This is a genomic window from Streptomyces griseofuscus, assembly GCF_014673495.1.
GTDB classification, from domain to species: Bacteria; Actinomycetota; Actinomycetes; order Streptomycetales; family Streptomycetaceae; genus Streptomyces; species Streptomyces murinus.
The window spans coordinates 5,626,870-5,646,057 of the sequence record NZ_CP051006.1; the positions used below are offsets into that span (position 1 = coordinate 5,626,870).

General features: G+C 71.2%; 17 protein-coding genes. 5 read left to right on the forward strand and 12 right to left on the reverse strand.

The window, feature by feature from the left end:
• Positions 1-10 precede the first annotated feature (10 nt).
• A complete protein-coding gene (locus tag HEP81_RS25525; protein ID WP_037651780.1) occupies positions 11-232 on the forward strand; it encodes a hypothetical protein in 222 nt (73 codons plus the stop codon).
• Position 233: 1 nt separating this feature from the next.
• Here HEP81_RS25525 and HEP81_RS25530 read toward each other — a convergent pair whose 3' ends face one another.
• The gene (locus tag HEP81_RS25530; protein WP_037651968.1) at positions 234-1,298 is read right to left on the reverse strand and encodes a hypothetical protein; all 1,065 of its coding nucleotides are present in this window, start codon (positions 1,296-1,298) and stop codon (positions 234-236) included.
• A gap of 241 nt (positions 1,299-1,539) precedes the next feature.
• Entirely contained in the window at positions 1,540-4,110 is a 2,571-nt protein-coding gene (gene pepN, locus HEP81_RS25535; protein WP_037651782.1) for an aminopeptidase N, read from the reverse strand.
• A gap of 140 nt (positions 4,111-4,250) precedes the next feature.
• Here pepN and HEP81_RS25540 point away from each other — a divergent pair, with 140 nt between their 5' ends.
• The gene (locus HEP81_RS25540) at positions 4,251-4,913 is read left to right on the forward strand and encodes a mycothiol-dependent nitroreductase Rv2466c family protein (RefSeq protein ID WP_037651784.1); all 663 of its coding nucleotides are present in this window, start codon (positions 4,251-4,253) and stop codon (positions 4,911-4,913) included.
• Between the two features lie 98 nt (positions 4,914-5,011).
• Here HEP81_RS25540 and HEP81_RS25545 read toward each other — a convergent pair whose 3' ends face one another.
• Positions 5,012-6,034 carry a 2-hydroxyacid dehydrogenase gene (locus HEP81_RS25545; protein ID WP_037651786.1) on the reverse strand — a complete coding sequence of 341 codons (1,023 nt, stop codon included), beginning with the start codon at positions 6,032-6,034 and terminating at the stop codon, positions 5,012-5,014.
• A 216-nt stretch (positions 6,035-6,250) separates the two neighbouring features.
• The gene (locus tag HEP81_RS25550; RefSeq protein ID WP_037651788.1) at positions 6,251-6,898 is read right to left on the reverse strand and encodes a superoxide dismutase; all 648 of its coding nucleotides are present in this window, start codon (positions 6,896-6,898) and stop codon (positions 6,251-6,253) included.
• Positions 6,899-7,005: 107 nt separating this feature from the next.
• Here HEP81_RS25550 and HEP81_RS25555 point away from each other — a divergent pair, with 107 nt between their 5' ends.
• Complete coding sequence (locus HEP81_RS25555; protein ID WP_051849877.1) at positions 7,006-7,776, forward strand: HAD hydrolase family protein; 771 nt, start codon at positions 7,006-7,008, stop codon at positions 7,774-7,776.
• Positions 7,777-7,864: 88 nt separating this feature from the next.
• On the opposite strand, the gene HEP81_RS25560 is transcribed toward HEP81_RS25555, so the two are convergent.
• From HEP81_RS25560 to HEP81_RS25590, 7 genes are all read right to left on the reverse strand, one after another.
• On the reverse strand, positions 7,865-9,247 hold the full coding sequence (locus tag HEP81_RS25560) for an amino acid permease (RefSeq protein ID WP_037651790.1): 1,383 nt from the start codon (positions 9,245-9,247) through the stop codon (positions 7,865-7,867).
• Between the two features lie 136 nt (positions 9,248-9,383).
• Positions 9,384-10,298 carry a TauD/TfdA dioxygenase family protein gene (locus tag HEP81_RS25565; protein WP_037651792.1) on the reverse strand — a complete coding sequence of 305 codons (915 nt, stop codon included), beginning with the start codon at positions 10,296-10,298 and terminating at the stop codon, positions 9,384-9,386.
• Positions 10,299-10,323: 25 nt separating this feature from the next.
• Positions 10,324-11,661: an LLM class flavin-dependent oxidoreductase gene (locus HEP81_RS25570; RefSeq protein ID WP_037651794.1), complete on the reverse strand. Its 1,338-nt coding sequence runs from the start codon at positions 11,659-11,661 to the stop codon at positions 10,324-10,326.
• Positions 11,658-12,398: an ABC transporter ATP-binding protein gene (locus HEP81_RS25575; RefSeq protein ID WP_037651796.1), complete on the reverse strand. Its 741-nt coding sequence runs from the start codon at positions 12,396-12,398 to the stop codon at positions 11,658-11,660. Before HEP81_RS25575 ends, HEP81_RS25570 begins: the two co-directional genes overlap by 4 nt.
• Complete coding sequence (locus HEP81_RS25580; RefSeq protein WP_037651798.1) at positions 12,374-13,219, reverse strand: ABC transporter permease; 846 nt, start codon at positions 13,217-13,219, stop codon at positions 12,374-12,376. Before HEP81_RS25580 ends, HEP81_RS25575 begins: the two co-directional genes overlap by 25 nt.
• Positions 13,216-14,262 (reverse strand): ABC transporter substrate-binding protein, encoded by a 1,047-nt coding sequence (locus tag HEP81_RS25585; RefSeq protein ID WP_037651801.1) that lies wholly within the window; start codon positions 14,260-14,262, stop codon positions 13,216-13,218. The genes HEP81_RS25580 and HEP81_RS25585 overlap by 4 nt, the downstream gene beginning before the upstream one ends.
• A 213-nt stretch (positions 14,263-14,475) precedes the next feature.
• Positions 14,476-15,684, reverse strand: a complete 1,209-nt coding sequence (locus HEP81_RS25590; RefSeq protein WP_037651803.1) for an ROK family transcriptional regulator — start codon at positions 15,682-15,684, stop codon at positions 14,476-14,478.
• 488 nt (positions 15,685-16,172) lie between these two features.
• Between HEP81_RS25590 and HEP81_RS25595 the strand changes: the two genes are divergently transcribed.
• Positions 16,173-16,754 (forward strand): biotin transporter BioY, encoded by a 582-nt coding sequence (locus HEP81_RS25595; RefSeq protein WP_037651805.1) that lies wholly within the window; start codon positions 16,173-16,175, stop codon positions 16,752-16,754.
• 82 nt (positions 16,755-16,836) lie between these two features.
• Here HEP81_RS25595 and HEP81_RS25600 read toward each other — a convergent pair whose 3' ends face one another.
• Positions 16,837-18,258: an amino acid permease gene (locus tag HEP81_RS25600; RefSeq protein WP_037651807.1), complete on the reverse strand. Its 1,422-nt coding sequence runs from the start codon at positions 18,256-18,258 to the stop codon at positions 16,837-16,839.
• Between the two features lie 316 nt (positions 18,259-18,574).
• Between HEP81_RS25600 and HEP81_RS25605 the strand changes: the two genes are divergently transcribed.
• Positions 18,575-19,060 carry a ribose-5-phosphate isomerase gene (locus HEP81_RS25605; RefSeq protein ID WP_037651808.1) on the forward strand — a complete coding sequence of 162 codons (486 nt, stop codon included), beginning with the start codon at positions 18,575-18,577 and terminating at the stop codon, positions 19,058-19,060.
• The last annotated feature ends 128 nt before the right edge of the window (positions 19,061-19,188 follow it).

The window sequence follows — 19,188 nt, forward strand, 5'->3', positions numbered from 1 at the left end:
AAAGGCCCCCATGTCCCGTGCACCCGGTAACAGCATCCGCATCGGCGGCGACGCGTCCGGCCCGGTCGTCGCCGGGAACGACAACCGCGTCGAGGTCCGCCAGGCCGCCCCCGAGGCCGACCGGGAGGCCGCCGGTCCCGTCCAGAACAACACGGCCGACGGCCACGGCACCGTCTACACCGTGATGAACGGCGATCTGCACGTCCACCACGAGCCCCCGGACGAGACCTGAACTACCGGGGCAGGACCACCACATAGGCGGCGGGCTCGCGGTCGTCCGCCGCCATCAGGGCCGTACGGACCACCGTGGCCTGCTGCTCCATCGCGTCCCTGAGCTTCCTCGGGGTCAGATGGACGACCGTGATGCCGAGCCGCTCCAGGTGCTCCCGCTTGCGGGCGTGGCGCGACCACTCCGACTCCTCGTCGGCCTCGCCCTCCGCGGGCCCGTGCGGCGCCCGGGTGTCCAGCTCGACCGCGACCGCCTGGTCCGGCCAGTACGCGTCCAGGGCACCGAGGCGGGGCCCGCCGGGCAGCCGCAGCTCGACGTTCCACAGCGGGTCCGGCAGTCCGTGCTCGCGCACCATCCGGTACAGCCGGCTCTCCGCGATCGCGCGGCCCTCCGCCACCAGCGAGCCCACCGCGTCCCTCACCTGCGGCAGCCCGAGCAGCTTCGCGTTCGTGAACTCCCGGACGACGGCGGCCGGTTCGCAGTGCCCATCGCGCACCGCCTCGGTCAGCAGCCGCCGTACCGCCGCCCCGTCCCGCAGCTCCGCGGCCGCGTCCGCCAGTGCCCGCGGCACCGGTGCCACCGGCAGCCCGCCCACCGTGGCGGGGGTGGGCAGGTCGGCGGTGCGCAGGACGCGGACGTAGCCGGTGGAGCGCAGCCGGCGCTGCCGGGGCACCAGGACGTCGACGCACTCCAGATCCGCCGGCGCCGGTGTCTGCGTGAAGCCGTACAGGGCGAGCGCCGCGAGGCCGGTGAGCACCGCGCCCGGGTAGGGCGGCCGGTACGCGTGCCGCCCGGTCGGCTGGACCGGGACGCCCGGCGCGGGTTCCCGGGCCGCGTACCGCAGGGCGCCGTGCAGCCGCTCCTCGCCCGTCGGCGGTCCGGGGTGCAACAAGTAGACGTGCGGCAGCAGTTGGGACCAGGGTCCACCCGGGCGGCATCGTGCGGAGAGTTCGGCCGCGGTCACTCCGTGGGCGCGCAGCTGGGCCGTGGTCAGGACCCGCTGATGGGGCTCGGCGAGCGGGCCGAGGCGACGGAGGGAGCGGGAGGAGAGCGGTGCATTGTGCGTCATGCCCATCGGATGCCCACCCTCGGTCCCCCCTTTAACCGCTGTTACACGGTCGTCGAGAAATGCGGACAAGGTAGTACTAAAGGTCAGGTGTTCGGATGCCGAAAGGGCACCGGAAACCCCTGGTCCGCCCGGGTGCGGACCAGGGGTTACGGCCTTGCGGGTACGGGTCCCGTAACGGTCACCGACCGCCAAAGCTCAGGCCAAAGCCCGGTTCAGGCCAAAGCTCAGCTCGGGCGACAGGTCAGCCGGCCTGTGCGTCGCGCTCCTGTGCGCGCAGGGCACGCGCCAGATCGTCCCGCGCCTCCAGCACCAGCCGCCGCAGCGCCGGCGCCGCGTCCTCGTGCGCCGCGAGCCACGCGTCCGTCGCGGCCAGCGTCCCGGGCCGGTCCTGGAGCGCCGGGAACAGTCCGCTGACGATGTCCATGCCGATCTGGATCGAACGCTCCTGCCAGAGCCGGTCGATGGCCGCGAAGTACTTCTCGGCGTACGGCGCGGTCAGCTCCCGCTGGGAGGGCTGGTCGAAGCCCGCGATAGTGGCCTCCACCAGCGCGTTCGACAGCGTGTCGGACTCCACCACCTGCGCCCACGCCTGCGCCTTGACGGCCGCCGACGGACGGGCCGCCAGGCAGCGCACCTGGTGGCGTTTGCCGGACGCGGTGTCGTCCCTGGCCAGCTCGGCGGCGATCACGGACTCGTCCGCCACGCCATGGGCGGCCAGCGGGCCGAGGAACGCCCAGCGCAGCTCCTGGTCCACCTCCAGGCCCTCGATGGACGTGGTGCCGTCCAGCAGGTCCTTCAGCAGCGCGAGATCCGGCTCGGCCGAGGCCGTCGAGGCGAAGAAGCGCGCCCAGGCCAGCTGGTGCTCGCTGCCCGCGCCGGCCGCCCGCAGCTGACGCAGCGCGCCCTCGGCGAGCAGCGCGCCACCCGTCTCCCGCCAGTCGGGGGCGGCGTAGCGGTCCAGCGCGGTGTGGGTCCAGGCGTGCAGCATCTGGAGCACACCGATGTCGGACTCGCGGCTCGCGAACCGCAGCACCAGGGCGATGAAGTCCCGGGCCGGCAGCAGCGCGTCCCGGGTCATGTTCCACAGCGCCGACCAGCACAGCGCGCGCGCCAGCGGGTCGGTCAGACCGCCCAGGTGCTCGCGGAGCGTGTCCAGCGAGGCCGCGTCGAAGCGGATCTTGCAGTAGGTGAGGTCGTCGTCATTGACCAGCACCAGGTCCGGGGCCTCGGCACCGGCGAGGTCCGCCACGACCGTGCGCGGGCCCTCCACGTCCGTCTCCGCCCGCGCGTACCGTTCCAGGGCGCCGCCCTCGGTCAGCCGGTACAGGCCCACCGCGACCCGGTGCGGGCGCAGCTCGGGGTGCGACTCGGCGGCCTCCTGGAGCACCGCCAGCTCGGCGACGCGGGAGTCCTCCAGGAGCACCTGCGGCGTCAGCGCGTTCACCCCGGCCGTCTGGAGCCAGGACCGCGACCAGGCCGTCATGTCCCGGCCGCTGGTCTCGCCGAGCACCGACAGCAGGTCACCCAGGCGCGTGTTGCCGTACGCGTGCCGCTTGAAGTAGCGACGGGCGCCCTCCAGGAAGGCGTCCTGGCCGACGTACGCCACCAGCTGCTTGAGGACGGAGGCGCCCTTGGCGTACGTGATGCCGTCGAAGTTGAGCTTGGCGTCCTGGAGGTCGCGGATGTCCGCGGTGATCGGGTGGGTGGAGGGCAGCTGGTCCGCGCGGTACGCCCAGGCCTTGCGGCGGTTGGCGAAGGTGATCCAGGCGTCCTTGAAGCGAGTCGCGCCGACATTGCCGAACGTGCCCATGAAGTCCGCGAAGGACTCCTTCAGCCACAGGTCGTCCCACCAGGCCATGGTGACCAGGTCGCCGAACCACATGTGCGCCATCTCGTGCAGGATCACATTGGCGCGGGCCTCGTACGACGCCTGCGTCACCTTGCCGCGGAAGATGTACTCCTCGCGGAAGGTCACCAGGCCCGGGTTCTCCATCGCGCCCAGGTTGTACTCCGGCACGAACGCCTGGTCGTACTTCCCGAACGGGTACGGATAGTCGAAGTTCTCGTGGAAGAAGTCCAGGCCCTGCTTGGTGACCAGGAAGACGTCGTCGGCGTCGAAGTGCGGCGCGAGCCCCTTGCGGCACATGGCGCCCAGCGGGATCTCCAGCGTCGTACCGTCCGCGAACGTACGGGAGTAGGAGTCCGTCACATAGTGGTACGGCCCCGCCACCACACAGGTGATGTACGTCGAGATCGGTTTCGTCTCCGCGAACTTCCAGACGCCGTCGGTGAGTTCACCGGCGCCGTTGCTCCACGCGGTCCAGCCCTCGGGCGCGCGCACCTCGAAGCGGAAGGGCGCCTTGAGGTCCGGCTGCTCGAAGTTGGCGAACACCCGGCGGGAGTCGGCCGGTTCGTACTGCGTGTAGAGGTAGACCTCGCCGTCCTCGGGGTCCACGAACCGGTGCAGGCCCTCGCCGGTGCGGGAGTAGGCGCACTGGGCGTCGACCACCAGCTCGTTCTCCGCGGCCAGGTCCTCAAGGGCGATCCGGGCGCCGTCGAAGACGTCGCTCGGGTCGAGGTCCTTGCCGTTGAGCGACACCGCGGTCACGCTCGGCGCGATCAGGTCGGCGAAGCTGGACGCGCCCGGCTCGTTGCAGCGGAAGCGGATCGTGGTGACCGAGCGGAAGGTGCGCGGCTCGCCCTCCGCGTCGCCGACGGCCGACCTGAGGTCCAGGGACACGTCGTATCCCTCGACGGAAAGCAGTGCGGCCCGCTCCCGGGCCTCGTCGCGGGAAAGATTCTCACCGGGCACGGCGGCACTCCCTTGTGATCGCGTGATTCAGGGCTGAACAGCACCGATCCTGCCATGTGCCCCTGACAGGAATCATCGGGGAATGCCCTCCGGGACGACGTCGTTGACGCCTCAAGAAGACCGTTTCGCTGAGGAGAGCCATGTCCGAGACCGCTTCCCCGTCCGGCAAGACCCCTGTCGACTTCTGGTTCGACCCGCTGTGCCCGTGGGCCTGGATGACCTCCCGCTGGGTCCTGGAGGTGGAGAAGCTCCGCGACATCGAGGTCCGCTGGCACGTCATGAGCCTCGCCGTCCTCAACGAGGACAAGCTGGACACGCTGCCCGAGGAGTACCGGGAGATGCTCGCCGTGCGTGCCTGGCAGGGCGTCCGGGTCGTCACCGCCGCCTGGCAGAAGCACGGCCAGGAGGTCGTCGGCCCGCTGTACACCGCGCTCGGCACCCGCATCCACAACAACGGCGAGGGCGTCACCCTGGAGTCCATCGCCGGGGCCCTCGCCGACGTCGGCCTGCCCGCCGAGCTGATCGACTACGCCGAGCAGCAGGACTTCGAGTTCGACGCCGAGCTGCGCGCCTCCCACAAGGAGGGCATCGACAAGGTCGGCCAGGAGGTCGGCACCCCGGTCATCGCCGTCCCCGGCGACGACGGCGAGCAGATCGCCTTCTTCGGCCCCGTCGTCACCCCCGCCCCCAAGGGCGAACAGGCCGCCCGCCTCTGGGACGGCACCCTGGCGGTCGCCTCGGTCCCGGGCTTCTACGAGATCAAGCGGACGCGGACGCAGGGGCCCGATTTCAGCAACCTGTAGGTCGTACGGGTGCGGGGGCTCGGCGGGCGCCGGGCCCCCGTGACCGACGGAGGGGCACCCCCTGCGGCGCGCCTCCGCCCACAGCACCGCGCCACAGGTCACGTAAGACAGTGCGCCAGCGCTTCCCCCCGCACCCACCGCCCCACCTCCGCCGCCGCGATCCGCGCCCCCTTCTCCGCCACCGCCCGACTCGCCCCGCCGACGTGCGGCGTCAGCACCACCCGCGCCCCGACCGTCCGCAACCGCGAGTCCGCCGGCAGCGGCTCGTCGGCGTACGTGTCCAGCGCCGCCACCGCGAGCCGCCCGTCCTCCAGCGCGTCGCACAGCGCCCCCTCGTCCAGCAGCGCCCCCCGCGCCGCGTTCACCACCACCGCCCCCGGCGGCAGCAGCGCCAGCTCCCGCGCCCCGATCAGCCCCCGCGTCTCCTCGGTGACCCGGGCATGCAGGCTGATCACCCGCGAGCGCCGCAGCAGCTCGTCCAGCGAGGCCATCCGCAGCCCGTACATCTCCCCGCGCGCGTACGGGTCGTACACCATCACCCGCGCCCCGAGCGCGCCCAGCACCCGCGCCACCCGGCTGCCGACCGCGCCGTACCCGATGAGTCCGACGGGCAGGTCCTCCACCTCGAGGCCGCTGTGCTCGTACGTGTAGTACCGGGAGCCCGCCCAACTCCCTTGCGCGGTCAGGCGGTCATGGGCCTGCGGGATGCGCCGCAGGGCGGCGAGCAGCAGTCCGACGGTGAACTCGGCGGCCGCCGCGGCCTTGCGGCCGGGGGCGCAGCACACCCGGACCCCGTGGGCGCGGGCCGCGTCGAGATTGACGTTCACCGGGCGGGCCCGGCAGACCGCGACCAGCCGTAACTCGGGGCGGGCGGCGAGGACCCGTCCGGTGACCGGCGCCATCTGGGTGACGAGGACGTCCGCCCCGGCGAGGGCCGCGATCAGCTCGTCCTCCGCGTCACTGGCCTCCTCCACCTCGGCGACGGTGCCGAACGGTTTCTGCGGCCAGTCGAGTGTCAACTCCCGCACATCGCAGTGGGCTTGTCTGGCCAGCGCGGCCGTGATCAGCGAGGGGAGCACGAAGCGGTCGCCGGCGGCCAGTACCCGCACACTGGAGGTCATCACAGGAACACAGGTTGTAATGATCGCCCGAGGGGCGTCAATCCCTGGTGTGTGGGGAAAGCGGGGAAACTCCGAACGCGCCCGGCGGGGACGGCGAAAGGCCCTCCGTGAGTCACGTCCTCACGGAGGGCCTCCCCTCATCCGCCTGCCGCCGTGAAGGGTGAGAAGACGATCACGAGGCAGGGCGCTTCAGCGGCGCGCGGGGCGCGCCGGGGCTCACGGAGCCAGCAACAGCGTGTTCGCGCGCGAGGCGGCGGCCTCGTAACGGCGGGCCACGTCCTGCCAGTTGACGACGGCCCACATGGCGTCGATGAAGTCGACCTTCTGGTTCTTGTACTGGAGGTAGAAGGCGTGCTCCCAGGCGTCGAAGACCAGGATCGGGGTGGCGCCCTGGCCGACGTTGCCCTGGTGGTCGTAGACCTGCTCCACGATCAGCCGCCCGCTCAGCGGCTCGTACGCGAGGACGCCCCAGCCGGAGCCCTGCGTGGTGGCCGCGGCCTTGGTCAGCTGGGCCTTGAAGCCGGCGAAGGAGCCGAAGGACTCCTTGATCGCGTCGGCGAGCGCGCCCACGCCGTCGGTGGCCAGCGGCTCGCCGCCGCCGTCCTTCGGGCCGGTCATGTTCTGCCAGTAGATGCTGTGCAGGATGTGTCCGGAGAGGTGGAAGGCCAGGTTCTTCTCCAGGCCGTTGATCGAGCCCCAGGACTCCTTGTCGCGCGCCTCGGCCAGCTGCTCCAGCGTGTCGTTGGCGCCCTTCACATAGGCCGCGTGGTGCTTGTCGTGGTGCAGCTCGATGATCTCGGGGCTGATCACGGGGGCCAGCGCGGAGTAGTCGTAGGGCAGCTCGGGCAGCGTGTAGACGGGCATGGGTGATCCCCTCCGGAACCTTATTGCAAACTCCTTGCAACTACACGCTAGCAACAACTGCATCGGGGCGACAGGAAGGCTTGCCTTAGTGTCGATACGATCGCGCGGTGATCACCTCCAGTGCCCGCACCACGGTCTTCGACGTCGACGGCACGCTCTGCTTCGACGGCCGGACGATCGACGGCAGGATCCGTACCGCCATCGAGACCTGCGAGCGCGCCGGTCACCACCTGGTCTTCGCCTCCGCCCGGCCGGTCCGCGATCTGCTGCCGGTCCTCGGCGGGGCCTTCCCCACCGCCACGCTGATCGGCGGGAACGGCAGCCTGGTCTCCGTCGGCGGCGAGGTCCGGGCACGGGCCGCGTTCGGATCCTGCGAACTCGGCAAGCTGCTGATCGAGGCCGACCGCTTCCGCGCGGGCTACCTCGCCGACGGGCCCTGGGACTACGCCTACACCGGACCGGCCGGGCACCCGATCCTCGGCCGCGTCGACCAGGGCCGGCTCGCCCGCCGGGTCGACCTCGCGGGCCTGCCCGCCGTGGTGAAGTTCCTCGTGGTGGACGCGACCGACATGGCCGCGCTCGCCGAGGCGGGCCGCGTGCTCGGCATGACCGTCAACCACCATCTCGACGAGGCGATCATCGACTTCGCGCCCGGCACCACGAACAAGTGGGAGGCCCTGGCCTCGCTGGGCGTCGACCGCTACAACGCCTTCGGCAACGACATCAACGACCTCGACCTGCTGCGCCACGCCCACCACTCGGTCCGGGTCGGCGCCCACCCGGCCCTGGACGGCATCGCCCACCGCACCGTCGCCCCCGACCCGGAAGCGGTCGCCGCCGAGATCTCCCGGCTCGCCGCCCTGCCGCCCGCGGTCTGAGCGCCGCACGGCCCCCGCACGGTGACGGCCGGGCCCCCTGTGTCGCACAGGGGGGCCCGGCCGTTGATGTCTGTCGTGCGCGTGCGGGTCAGCGCTTGGCGCGCACCCGCTGCCAGGCGTACCCCGCCGCCGCGAGCACGAGCGTCATCGCGCCCGAGGAGTACAGCTGGACGCGGGTGTCGGGCTGCCGTGCCATCAGGACGAAGACCGCGGCCATGCCCGCGAGCGCCACCCAGGTGAGGTACGGGAACGCCCACATCTTCACGACCAGCTTCTCCGGGGCCTCGCGTTCGATGCGGCGGCGCAGCAGCAGCTGGGAGACGGCGATGAAGATCCAGACGACCAGGATCACCGCGCCGATCATGTTCAGCAGCCACGGGAAGACGTCATTGGGCCGCCAGTAGCTCAGCAGCACGCAGACGAAGCCGACCAGGCAGGAGGTGGCCACGCCGATCCGGGGCACCCCGCCGGACACCTTCGCCAGCACCTTCGGGCCCTGACCGCGCTGGACCAGGGAGTAGGCGATGCGCGAGGAGCCGTAGATGTTGGCGTTCATCGCGGACAGCAGGGCCACGAACACCACGATGTTCATGAGCTGGCCCGCGCCCGGGATGCCGAGGTGGTCCAGGGTCGCCACGTAGGGGCCGCGCGCCACGACCTCCGGGTCGTTCCAGGGCACCAGGGCGACGACGACGGCCATGGAGCCGATGTAGAAGACCGCGATCCGCCACATCGCCGTCTTCACCGCGCGCGCCACACCCCGCACCGGGTCCTCGGACTCCGCCGCCGCGATGGTGACCGTCTCCAGGCCGCCGTACGCGAAGACCGAGGCGAGCAGACCGATGACCAGGCCCTGGCCGCCGTGCGGCAGGAACTGGGTGAGATGGGCGGTGCCGGGGGAGTCCGTGCCGGGCAGCACGCCCGTGAGCGCGAGCACGCCGAGCACCAGGAACAGCGAGATCGCGCCGACCTTGAGCGCGGCGAACCAGAACTCGAACTCGCCGAAGTTCTTCACGGCGGCCAGGTTCGTGCCCAGGAAGACCACCATGAACAGGGCGACCCACAGCCACTGCGGGCTGCCGGGCACCCAGCCCTGCGCGATCTTCGCCGCGCCGATGCCCTCCAGGCCGACCGCGGTGCACAGCAGCACCCAGAACGCCCACCCGGCGGCGAACCCGGCCCAGGGCCCGATCGCCCGCTCGGCGTGCGCGGAGAAGGAACCGGAGGACGGGTACGCCGCCGACATCTCGCCGAGCATCCGCATGACCAGCATCACCAGCAGCCCGGACAGGGCGTAGGCGATCACGATGGACGGTCCGGCGGCGGCGATGCCCGCGCCCGACCCGACGAAGAGCCCCGCGCCGATCACACCGCCGAGGGCGATCATCGACAGATGGCGCTGCTTGAGACCATGGGAGAGGGCGGGGTTCTCCGCCAGGCGTGGTGTGTCCGAGCGGGTGGGGCTGGGCATGGGCGCGGCTCTCCCGATGCAATAGGCGGGCGTGCAATAGGCGGGCAAAAACTAACCCAGTCTGGGCGGCCCGTCCGCTCACACGGAGAGACCGCCCAGTATCCGGACACCCGCCATTCGGAGAGTGAGACTCCGGTTACACCGCCGCGGGCTCTGGCGCCGGGGTGTGTACGGGTGTGTAGTGCGCGGCGTCGCCCTCGATGGAGTAGCTCTCCTTGCCCTCGACGCCGACCGGGACATCACCGGCGACGGTCACCCGGTGCAGCCGGCGCGGCAGGTCGTCGTAGTTGTCGATGGCGTAGTGCTGGGTGATCCGGTTGTCGAACAGGACCAGTTCCCGCTCCGCCCAGCGGTGCCGCAGGATGTTCTCGGGCCGGGTCACGTACGACTGGAGCAGGTCGAGGATCTTGCGGGACTCGCCGACCGACAGGCCCACGATCCGCTGCGCGAACCCGCCGACGAACAGCCCGCGCTCCCCGGTCAGCGGATGGACGCGCACCACCGGATGGGCGGTGCGGAAGGTGATCGAGGTGAACTGGGCGCGGTGGGCTGCCTGCTCCGCGTCGATCTCCTCGTCCGGTACGGCGTAGTCGTAGTCGTTGGTGTGCTCGGCCCACAGCGTGTCGGCGAAGCGGCGCAGCGGCTCGGGCAGATCGCGGTAGGCGGCGGCCGCGTTCGCGATCAGCGTCTCGCCGCCGTACGGCGGGACCGTGATCGAGCGCAGGGTGCTGGCCTGGGGCGGGTTGAGGACGAAGGTGACGTCCGTGTGCCAGTGGTTGGCGCGGCCCCGCTCGCTGTCCACGGGCAGCACGTTCGGGGCGCCCTCCACGGCGCCGACCGTCGGATGGGCGGTGGTCAGCGCGCCGAAGTGCCGGGCGAACGCCTGCTGGCCGGTGTCGTCCAGGCCCTCGGCGGCGAAGACCAGCGCCTTGTGGACGTTCAGCGCCTCGCGGATGCCGGTCACCTCCGCCTCGGTGAGCGGCCGGGTGAGGTCGACGCCCGAGACACGGGCGCCGATGCGCGCGGTGACCTTGGTGATCTCCAGGGACATGGGAGTTCCTTTCCGGAAGGGGATGTCAGGCGAAGGCGGGGGACAGATGCTGGTTCGCGGGGCGCGGCAGGCCGTAGCGCTCGCGCAGGGTCCGCTTCGGGCCGTACTCCGTGCGGAACAGGCCCCGGGCGCGCAGGATCGGTACGACGTGGTCCACGAAGGCGTCCAGGCCCGAGGGCAGCACGGGCGGCATGATGTTGAAGCCGTCGGCCGCGCCCCGGGTGAACCAGGTCTCGATGCGGTCGGCGATCTGCTCGGGCGTCCCGGCGAAGGTCTGGTGCCCGCGCCCGCCGCCGAGCCGGCCGATCAGCTGCCGCACGGTGAGCCGCTCGCGCCGGGCCAGCTCCACCACCAGCGTGTACCGGCTCTTGGCACCCTCCACCGCGGACTCGGGCGGCAGCTCGGCGGGCAGCTGCCCGTCCAAATCGAGGTCGCCGGGCGCGAGTTGGAGCAGCCGCTCCAGGCGCCGCAGCCCGTGCTCGGGCACGATGTGGTCCTCCAGGACCTGCTCGGCCGCCCGCGCCTCGGCCTCCGTGGAGCCGAGCACGGGCACGATCCCGGGCAGCACCTTGAGATGTTCGGGATTCCGCCCGGCCCGCTCGGTGCGGTCCTTGAGGTCCGCGTAGAAGGACTGCGCGTCGGCGAGGGTCTGCTGCGCGGTGAACACCGCCTCCGCGTACCGTGCCGCGAACGCCTTGCCGTCCGCCGAGGAGCCCGCCTGCACCAGCAGCGGGTAACCCTGCGGGGAACGCGGCACGTTGAGGGCGCCCGCGACCCGGAAGTACGGCCCCTCGTGCCCGGCCGGATGGATCTTGCCGTCGTCGCCCCAGACGCCGGCCGCCTTGTCGGCGACGATCGTGTCGTCCTCCCAGCTGTCCCACAGCTTCAGCGCCACATCGAGGAACTCGGCGGCCCGCGCGTACCGTTCGGCGTGCGCGGGCTCCTGTTCCAGGCCGAAGTTGCGGGCCGCCTCCGCGCCCGCGGTGGTGACGATGTTCCAGCCCGCCCGGCCGCCGCTGACGATGTCCAGCGAGGCGAGTCTGCGGGCCAGGTTGTAGGGGGAGTTGTAGGAGGTGGACGCGGTGGCGATCAGGCCGATGTGCTCGGTGGCCGTCGCCAGCGCGGTCAGCAGGGTCAGCGGCTCCAGGGCACCGGCCGGACGCTGGCCGAGCTCGCCCCACAACTGGGGGCTGTCGGCGAGGAACAGGCTGTCGAAGGTGCCGCGTTCGGCGGTCCGGGCCAGCCGTGTGTAGTGCCGCGGATCGACATGCGCGTACGGATCGCTCTCCGGAAGCCGCCAGGACGCCTCGTGGTGCCCGGTGCTCATCAGGAACGCGTTCAGGTGGAGTCGGCGGGTGGTCATCGGTGGTCCTCCGTGACACCGAGGGCGCCCAGCAGCCGCTCCCGGTACTCGCCCAGGACCGGCTCCCGGTAGGAGCGCGGGTGGGGACGGTCGATGGTCAGATCGAGGCCGATACGGCCCCGCTCCAGGACGAGCACCCGGTCGGCGAGCACGATCGCCTCGTCCACGTCATGGGTGACGAGCAGCACGGAGGGCCGATGGCGCTCCCACAGCTCGCGCAGCAGATGGTGCATACGGATCCGGGTCAGCGCGTCCAGCGCCCCGAACGGCTCGTCCGCCAGCAGGAGTTCGGGTTCACGCACCAGGGCGCGGGCCAGCGCGGCGCGCTGTGCCTCACCGCCGGACAGCTCGCCCGGCCAGGCCCGCTCCCGCCCTTCGAGGCCGACCTCCGCGAGGGCGGCCCGGCCGCGCCGCGCCGCGTCCTTCCCGTCCAGGCCCAGCAGCACGTTGTCCAGCACCCCGCGCCAGGGCAGCAGCCGGGAGTCCTGGAACACCACCGAGACCTGTCTCGGCGCCGCGACCTGCCCGGACCCGGCCACCCCGTGATCGAGCCCGGCGATGGCCCGCAGCAGGGTGGACTTCCCGGACCCCGAGTGCCCGAGCAGCGCCGTGAACTGTCCGGCGGGCAGTTCGAGATCGATGCCGTCGAGGATCGTACGTTCGCCGAACGATCGGTGCAGAGAACGCAGTTGGACGGCGGTGGCGGGCCGGGTCAGCTGCTCAGTGTGCGGCGCCATGACAGCACCCTCCGTTCGATCAGACGGACCGCGCTGTCGGAGACCAGGCCGAAGACGCCGTAGATCAGCAGGCCGACGAGGATGGTGTCGGTACGGCCGTAGTTCTGCGCCTGGAACATCAGATAGCCGAGCCCGCTGGTGGCGTTGATCTGCTCCAGGACCACCAGGCCCAGCCAGGAGCCGGTCACCCCGAGCCGCAGCCCCACGAAGAACCCGGGCAGCGCCCCCGGGATCACCACCTGCCGCACGAAGCCGAGCCTCGACAGGCCCTGGACCTCGGCCAGTTCGACATAGCGGCTGTCGATCCCGGCCAGCGCGGCATGCGTGTTCAGATAGACCGGGACGTAGACGACGATCGCGATGATGGCGATCTTGAAGGTCTCCCCGATGCCCAGCCAGAGGATGAACAGCGGGATCAGGCCGAGGGTCGGGATCGCCCGGTTGAGCTGCACCGTCCCGTCGATCAGCGCCTCCCCGGTGCGGCTGAGCCCGGACAGCAGCGCCAGCAGCACCCCGGCGACCAGCCCGATCGTGAAGCCGTACGCGGCCCGGCGCAGCGAGGTCAGCACATCGGTGGGCAGGGTGCCGTCGGTCCACAGACGACCGAGGGTGCGTAGCACCGTCCAGGGCGCGGGTATCGCGGCCGGGTCGAGCTGCCCGGCGGCCGAGGCGATCGCCCAGGCGGCCAGCACCAGCAGGGGACCGGCCAGCCGGGCGGCGGGCAGCCGGCGCCCGGGGGAGAGGCGGCGCCGCCGGCGGACCGGGGGCGGCTCCCCGGACGCGATGGCCGTCGGGGTCGGTGTGGTCGTCACGGCGGTCATTTCCGGTACTCCTCGGGCACGGCCCGGGCGGCGATCGCCTCGAAGCGGTGGTCGAACAGACCGGACACATCCGTCTTCTTCACGAAGCCGCCCTCGGCGAGCAGATCCGCGGTCTCCTGCTCCCATCTGATCGCCTCGTCCCAGCTCGGCGGGAACAGCGGCTTGTTGGCGAGCGCGGTGATGGACTGGGCCTGCGGGAGGGTCAGGTTCTGCGTCTTGACGTAGAACTCCTCGTTCCACCGGTCCGGATGCTCGTACTGCCACACCTGGCCCTGGGCCCACCGCGGGATGTACGCGGCGATCGCGGCGGCCTTGGCGGGATCGTTCAGCGCGGCCTGCGGCGCCCAGAGCAGATTGAGCAGGTCGACCACGTCGGTGGTGACGGTGCGGGCACCCTTCGCCGCGTACTGCTTGAGATAGGCGGGCGCCTGGCTGTTGGCGAGCGGGGCCACGTCCACCTGGCCGGACTGGAGGGCGGTCAGGAACTGGTTGCTGGTCAGCGGCACCAGCTCGGCGTCGTCGTACGCCAGACCCGCCTTCTTCAGGGCCCGCAGCAGGACCACGCCCTGCGCCTGCCCCTGCGAGAAGGCGAGCCGCTTGCCCTTGAAGTCGGCCACGGTGCGGATGTCACTGCCGGGCCGGGTCGCGAACAGGTAGTTCGGCCTGCGGGTCAGCTCGATCGCCACGATCTTCGCCGCGAGGCCCTGGAACTGCGCCTGGATCGGCGGGATGCCCGCGTTGTTGGCGACATCCAGCGACCTGGCGCGGAAGGCGTTGATGACATCGGGACCGGCGCCGATGTTCACCCAGTCGGACACGGTGAACGGCAGCGGCGGGAACTTCCCCAGTCTGAACTGGAGTTGCTCCACCCCTTGGTACGAGGTGATCTTCAGGCTGGTCCCGGCGGGGACCTTGGCCGCGAGGGGCCGGGTGGCGGCGGCGCCGCCGGTGTCGGCGGTGGCCACGCCCTTGGCGCAACCGTCGAGTCCGGCGACGGCGGCGGACGCGCCCAGCAATGAGGTGAGAAAGAGGCGACGGTGCATGGGGGTCTCCCGGAAAGAGCCGGTCAACGGAAACACAGAGAAACTCAGGGAAATGCGAAGAAGCCCTGGGAAATTCACGGCAACACGCGTGTCACACGCGGCAAGATGTCAGCAACAGAAGGCGTGACACTCGGTTCGACAGCTCGTGAAGGGGCGCATGACCAGCATGTTCCAGGTCCCCGGTGACCCATGTCAACATTCCGAGTTTCTGAATTAAATACCCTCAGGTGAGGCGCCCAGCGGATCCCGGAACAACGCGTCGAGCAGTACCGAACCGCCCGCGACCGCGAGTACGGAATCCGGGAAACTCGTCGGCAGCACCGCCGCGGACCGGGAATTCCCGGCCGCCTCCCGCAGTGCGTCCAGGCACTCCTCGAAGTGGATGACCCCCACCTCGGTGACCACGACCGTCTCCGGGTTGAGCACATCGAGCAGCAGCGCGGCCGCCCGTCCCGTCGCCCGCGCCCGCTCGACCAGCAGCCGCCGGGCCACCGCGTCCCCGGCCGCCGCCGCGGCCACGACATGCATCGGATTGGCCGAGTCGGTGACCCCGGCCGCGCGCGCCCTGCGGCACAACGTCCGTTCCCCCAGCTCCACCTGAAGACAGCCGGTACGGCCGCACGGGCACGGCTCGGTGCCGCCCGGCACCGGCAGATGCGCGATGGCGCCGGCCGCGGACCGGGGACCATGGTGCACCTCGTCATGGGTGGCGAAAGCGGCGTCGACCACATTGCCCACGAACAGATGCAGCACGCTCCGGCTGCCCCGGGCCCGCCCGAACAGACGCTCACCGTTCACCAACGCCCGGGCGTGCCCGTCGACTTGGACCGGCAGACCGGTACGGGCGGCGAGCAGCTCCCGCACCGGTACCTCCCGCCAGCCCAGCAGCTCGTGCTCCACCACGGTGCCCGTCTCCCGGTCCACCCAGCCGCCGACGGCGACCCCGACCCCCAGCGGGCGCCGCCCGGACGCCTCGGCGAACAACGCGGCGAGCCCCTCGGCGGCCCGCGCCAACACCCGCCCGGGATCGGTCCGTTCATGCTTCAGCTCACGCCGGGCCAGCACCCGGCCGCGCAGATCCAGCAGCGCCACGGTGGTGTACGGCACCGCCACATGCACCCCGCCCACCACGAACCGGGCGTCGTCCAGCTCGACCGGCACATGCGGCCGCCCCACCCCGCGCGAGCGGCGCGGCGCCGGGGACTCCCGGATCAGCCCGAGCCCGGCGAGCCGCGCACAGTACTCGGTCACCGACGCGGGGGAGAGGCCGGTCAGCCGCGCCACCGTACTGCGCGCCACCGGGCCGTGCTCCAGCACGGACCGCAGCACGGAACTGGCACTGGTGCGCCGCCGGTCGCGCTCGGCGGCGCGGGGCACGGGGGAGACAGGGAAGACAAGGGTGGACGCCGCACTGCGGGGCATGGAGAACCGTCCTCGGGACCGGAGCCGGTACATCGGAAGACCGGAAAGGACGAGGCGGTCGGGCACCAGCGGCGGGCCGCCCCTATCCCGAACGACGACAGGTGGCCGCGCCCTGGCGCCGCAGGTCGACATAGCGACGCGACGTGAAGTACCGGGCCTGCGCAACCATGCCCCCGAAGCTAGCAAACCCCCCGAGCACTGCCCACCCCACGCCCACCGACCGAGACGACCGGGGACCGTCGCACCGGGAGCCGCCCCCGCTTTGGGGGATCCCTACAGTCACGTCGGCAACTCATGAGGTCTGCTGAAGCACTCCACCTCAGTGACCACCGTCACGCCGAACCCGGTGTGAGTCGTGCTTTTGTGCGGAGCCCACCAAGCTGTCGATCAACCCTTTGTCGAGCGCTGACGGTGATCGGCCGCGGGGCGCCGGTATAGCGTCGCGATGTCCCACCTGTCCCCCGTCCCCTTCACCCCGCGGAGTCCCCATGAGCACCGCCACCGTCAGCGCCCGTCCGGGTGCCGTCCTCGCCGATCTGCTGCCCGCGTCCCGCGCCCGTGACGCCGTCCTCGTGCTCGGCGGTGCCGCGCTCACCGGGCTCGCCGCCCAGCTGTCGGTGCCCGTGCCCGGCTCCCCGGTGCCGGTGACCGGCCAGACCTTCGCCGCGCTGCTGGTCGGCACCGCGCTCGGCGCCCGCCGCGGCTTCCTCTCCCTCGCCCTGTACACGGTGGCCGGCATGATCGGCGTGCCGTGGTTCGCGGAGGGCGACTCCGGCACCGGCGCGGTCTCCTTCGGCTACGTCCTCGGCATGCTGCTCGCCTCCGCCGTCGTGGGCGCCCTCGCCCGCCGCGGCGCCGACCGCTCCCCGCTGCGCATGGCGGGCACGATGATCCTCGGCTCGGCCGTCATCTACGCCGTCGGTGTCCCCTACCTGGCCCTGGCCGCCCACCTCTCCCTCGGCCAGGCGGTCGCCGCCGGTCTCGTCCCGTTCCTGATCGGCGACGCCCTCAAGGCCGCCCTCGCGATGGGCCTGCTGCCCACCACGTGGAAGCTCGCCGGCAAGCGCTAGCCGCCCACCAGCACACAGCAACGGCCGCGGGGCCTGACGAAGTTCGTCAGGCCCCGCGGCCGTCGTACGTGCGAAGAGCGGGTCAGCCGATGGAGACCTTGTCCGCCGGGGCCTCCGCGGCCGGGGCCGGACGGTCGCCCGTGACCTTCTGCTTGATGAACGCGATGGCCACCACGATCGCCGCGACCAGCAGCGACAGCAGCACGGTCTCCCGGCCGTCGTGTGCGGTGTCGAAGAGCATGTACACCAGGACCGCCACGATCACCGCGGCCGCCGCCCAGGTCAGGTACGGGTACAGCCACATCCGCACGACGAGCTTCTCCGGCGCCTCGCGCTGGATGATCCGGCGCATCCGCAGCTGCGAGAAGCAGATGACCAGCCACACGAACAGGGCCACCGCACCACTGGAGTTGACCAGGAAGAGGAAGACGGTGTCCGGGAACTCGTAGTTGAAGAAGACCGCCACGAAGCCGAAGACGACCGAGGCGAGGATCGCCGCCATCGGCACACCGCGGGAGGTGGTGCGGGCGAACGCCTTCGGCGCGTCACCGCGCTGGCCGAGCGAGAAGGCCATACGGGAGGCCGTGTACAGACCGGAGTTGAGACAGGACAGCACCGCGGTCAGCACGATGACGTTCATGATCTGACCGGCGTGCGCGATCCCGAGGGAGTTCAGCGCGGCGACGTACGAGCCCTGCTTCTCCAGCGACGCGTCGTTCCACGGCAGCAGCGTGACCACGACGAGGATCGAGCCCAGGTAGAAGACACCGATACGCCAGATGATGCTGTTGGTGGCCTTGGTGACCGCGCGCTGCGGGTCCTCGGACTCACCGGCCGCCAGGGTGGCGATCTCACTGCCCATGAAGGAGAAGACGACCAGCAGCACACCGGTGAGGATCGCGCCCGGACCGTGTGGCAGGAATCCGCCGTGGTTGGTGAGGTTGGCGAAGGACGCCTTGTCGGTGTGCGCGCCCGGCAGCACCCCGAAGATCGCGAGCAGGCCGACGACGATGAACGCGCCGATCGCCACGACCTTGATACCGGCGAACCAGAACTCGAACTCGCCGTAGGAGCCGACCGACACGAGGTTCGACGCGGTCAGCACCAGCATCACGATGAGGGCCCAGCCCCACTGCGGTACCGCAGGCACCCAGCCCGACAGGATCTTGGCGCCGGCCGTTCCCTCGACCGCGAGCACCACGACCCAGAAGAACCAGTACAGCCAGCCGATGGAGAAACCGGCCCAGCGGCCGAGCGCACGGTCGGCGTGCTCGGAGAAGGAGCCGGAGGTCGGGTTGGCGGCGGACATCTCGCCCAGCATTCGCATCACGAGGACGACGAGGGTGCCGACGAGGGCGTAGGACAGCAGAATGCCCGGTCCGGCCGCGGCGATGCCGGAGCTGGAGCCGACGAACAGTCCGGCGCCGATCACACCGCCGATGGCGATCATCGTCAGGTGTCGGTTCTTGAGGCCTGCTTGAAGTCCGGAACCAGGAGGGGTCATGGACGGATTCCTTTGCGCCTGTTGAGCGGGGGTTCTCGTACGGAAACGGGGGTGCCGCTGTGGGGTCCGGTACGGGATTCGTACGAGCGGTGTACGAGTCGGTCCAGTGAATCCGAGGCGAACGAATTCGGGAACCTCTGAATCCGGATTGTTACTTGAGGTTCCCTTGAGGTTCTATGGCCCCGCTCACATTTGACGACGAAATCCGTAGGTCTCCGGGTGTCGTATGAGTCACCTCCGGATGCCTTGACGGACGCCCCTCGAATGCCGTGGACCCCGGGCTGCTGCCCCGATTCCGGCGTGTCACACTCGTCCCATGCGCGTGTACCTCGGCTCCGACCATGCGGGCTTTGAACTCAAGAACCACCTCGTCGAGTGGCTCAAGGCGGCGGGGCACGAGCCCGTCGACTGCGGGCCGCACATCTACGACGCCCAGGACGACTACCCGCCCTTCTGTCTGCGCGCCGCCGAGCGTACGGCTGCCGACGCCGACGCCCTCGGCATCGTGATCGGCGGCTCCGGCAACGGGGAGCAGATCGCCGCGAACAAGGTGAAGGGTGTGCGCGCGGCGCTGGCCTGGAGCGAGGAGACGGCCTCGCTCGGCCGTCAGCACAACAACGCCAATGTGGTGGCCGTCGGTGCGCGCATGCACAGCACCGAGGAGGCGACCAAGTTCGTCGAGACGTTCCTCGCCACCCCGTTCTCCGGTGACGAGCGCCACATCCGCCGCATCGACATGCTGAGCGACTACGAGACGACGGGCGACCTCCCCCCGGTCCCCGCCCACCACCCCCAGCAGTAACCCGCCCCCTTCCCCCTGCGCCCACCCCTCGCCGATCCGCTCGGCGGGCGGTGGGCGCTGTGCGTGCCGGGGGTCGAGCTGTGCGTGGCGGGGATCCGCCGGACGCGGGAAGGGCGGCCGGGGAACGC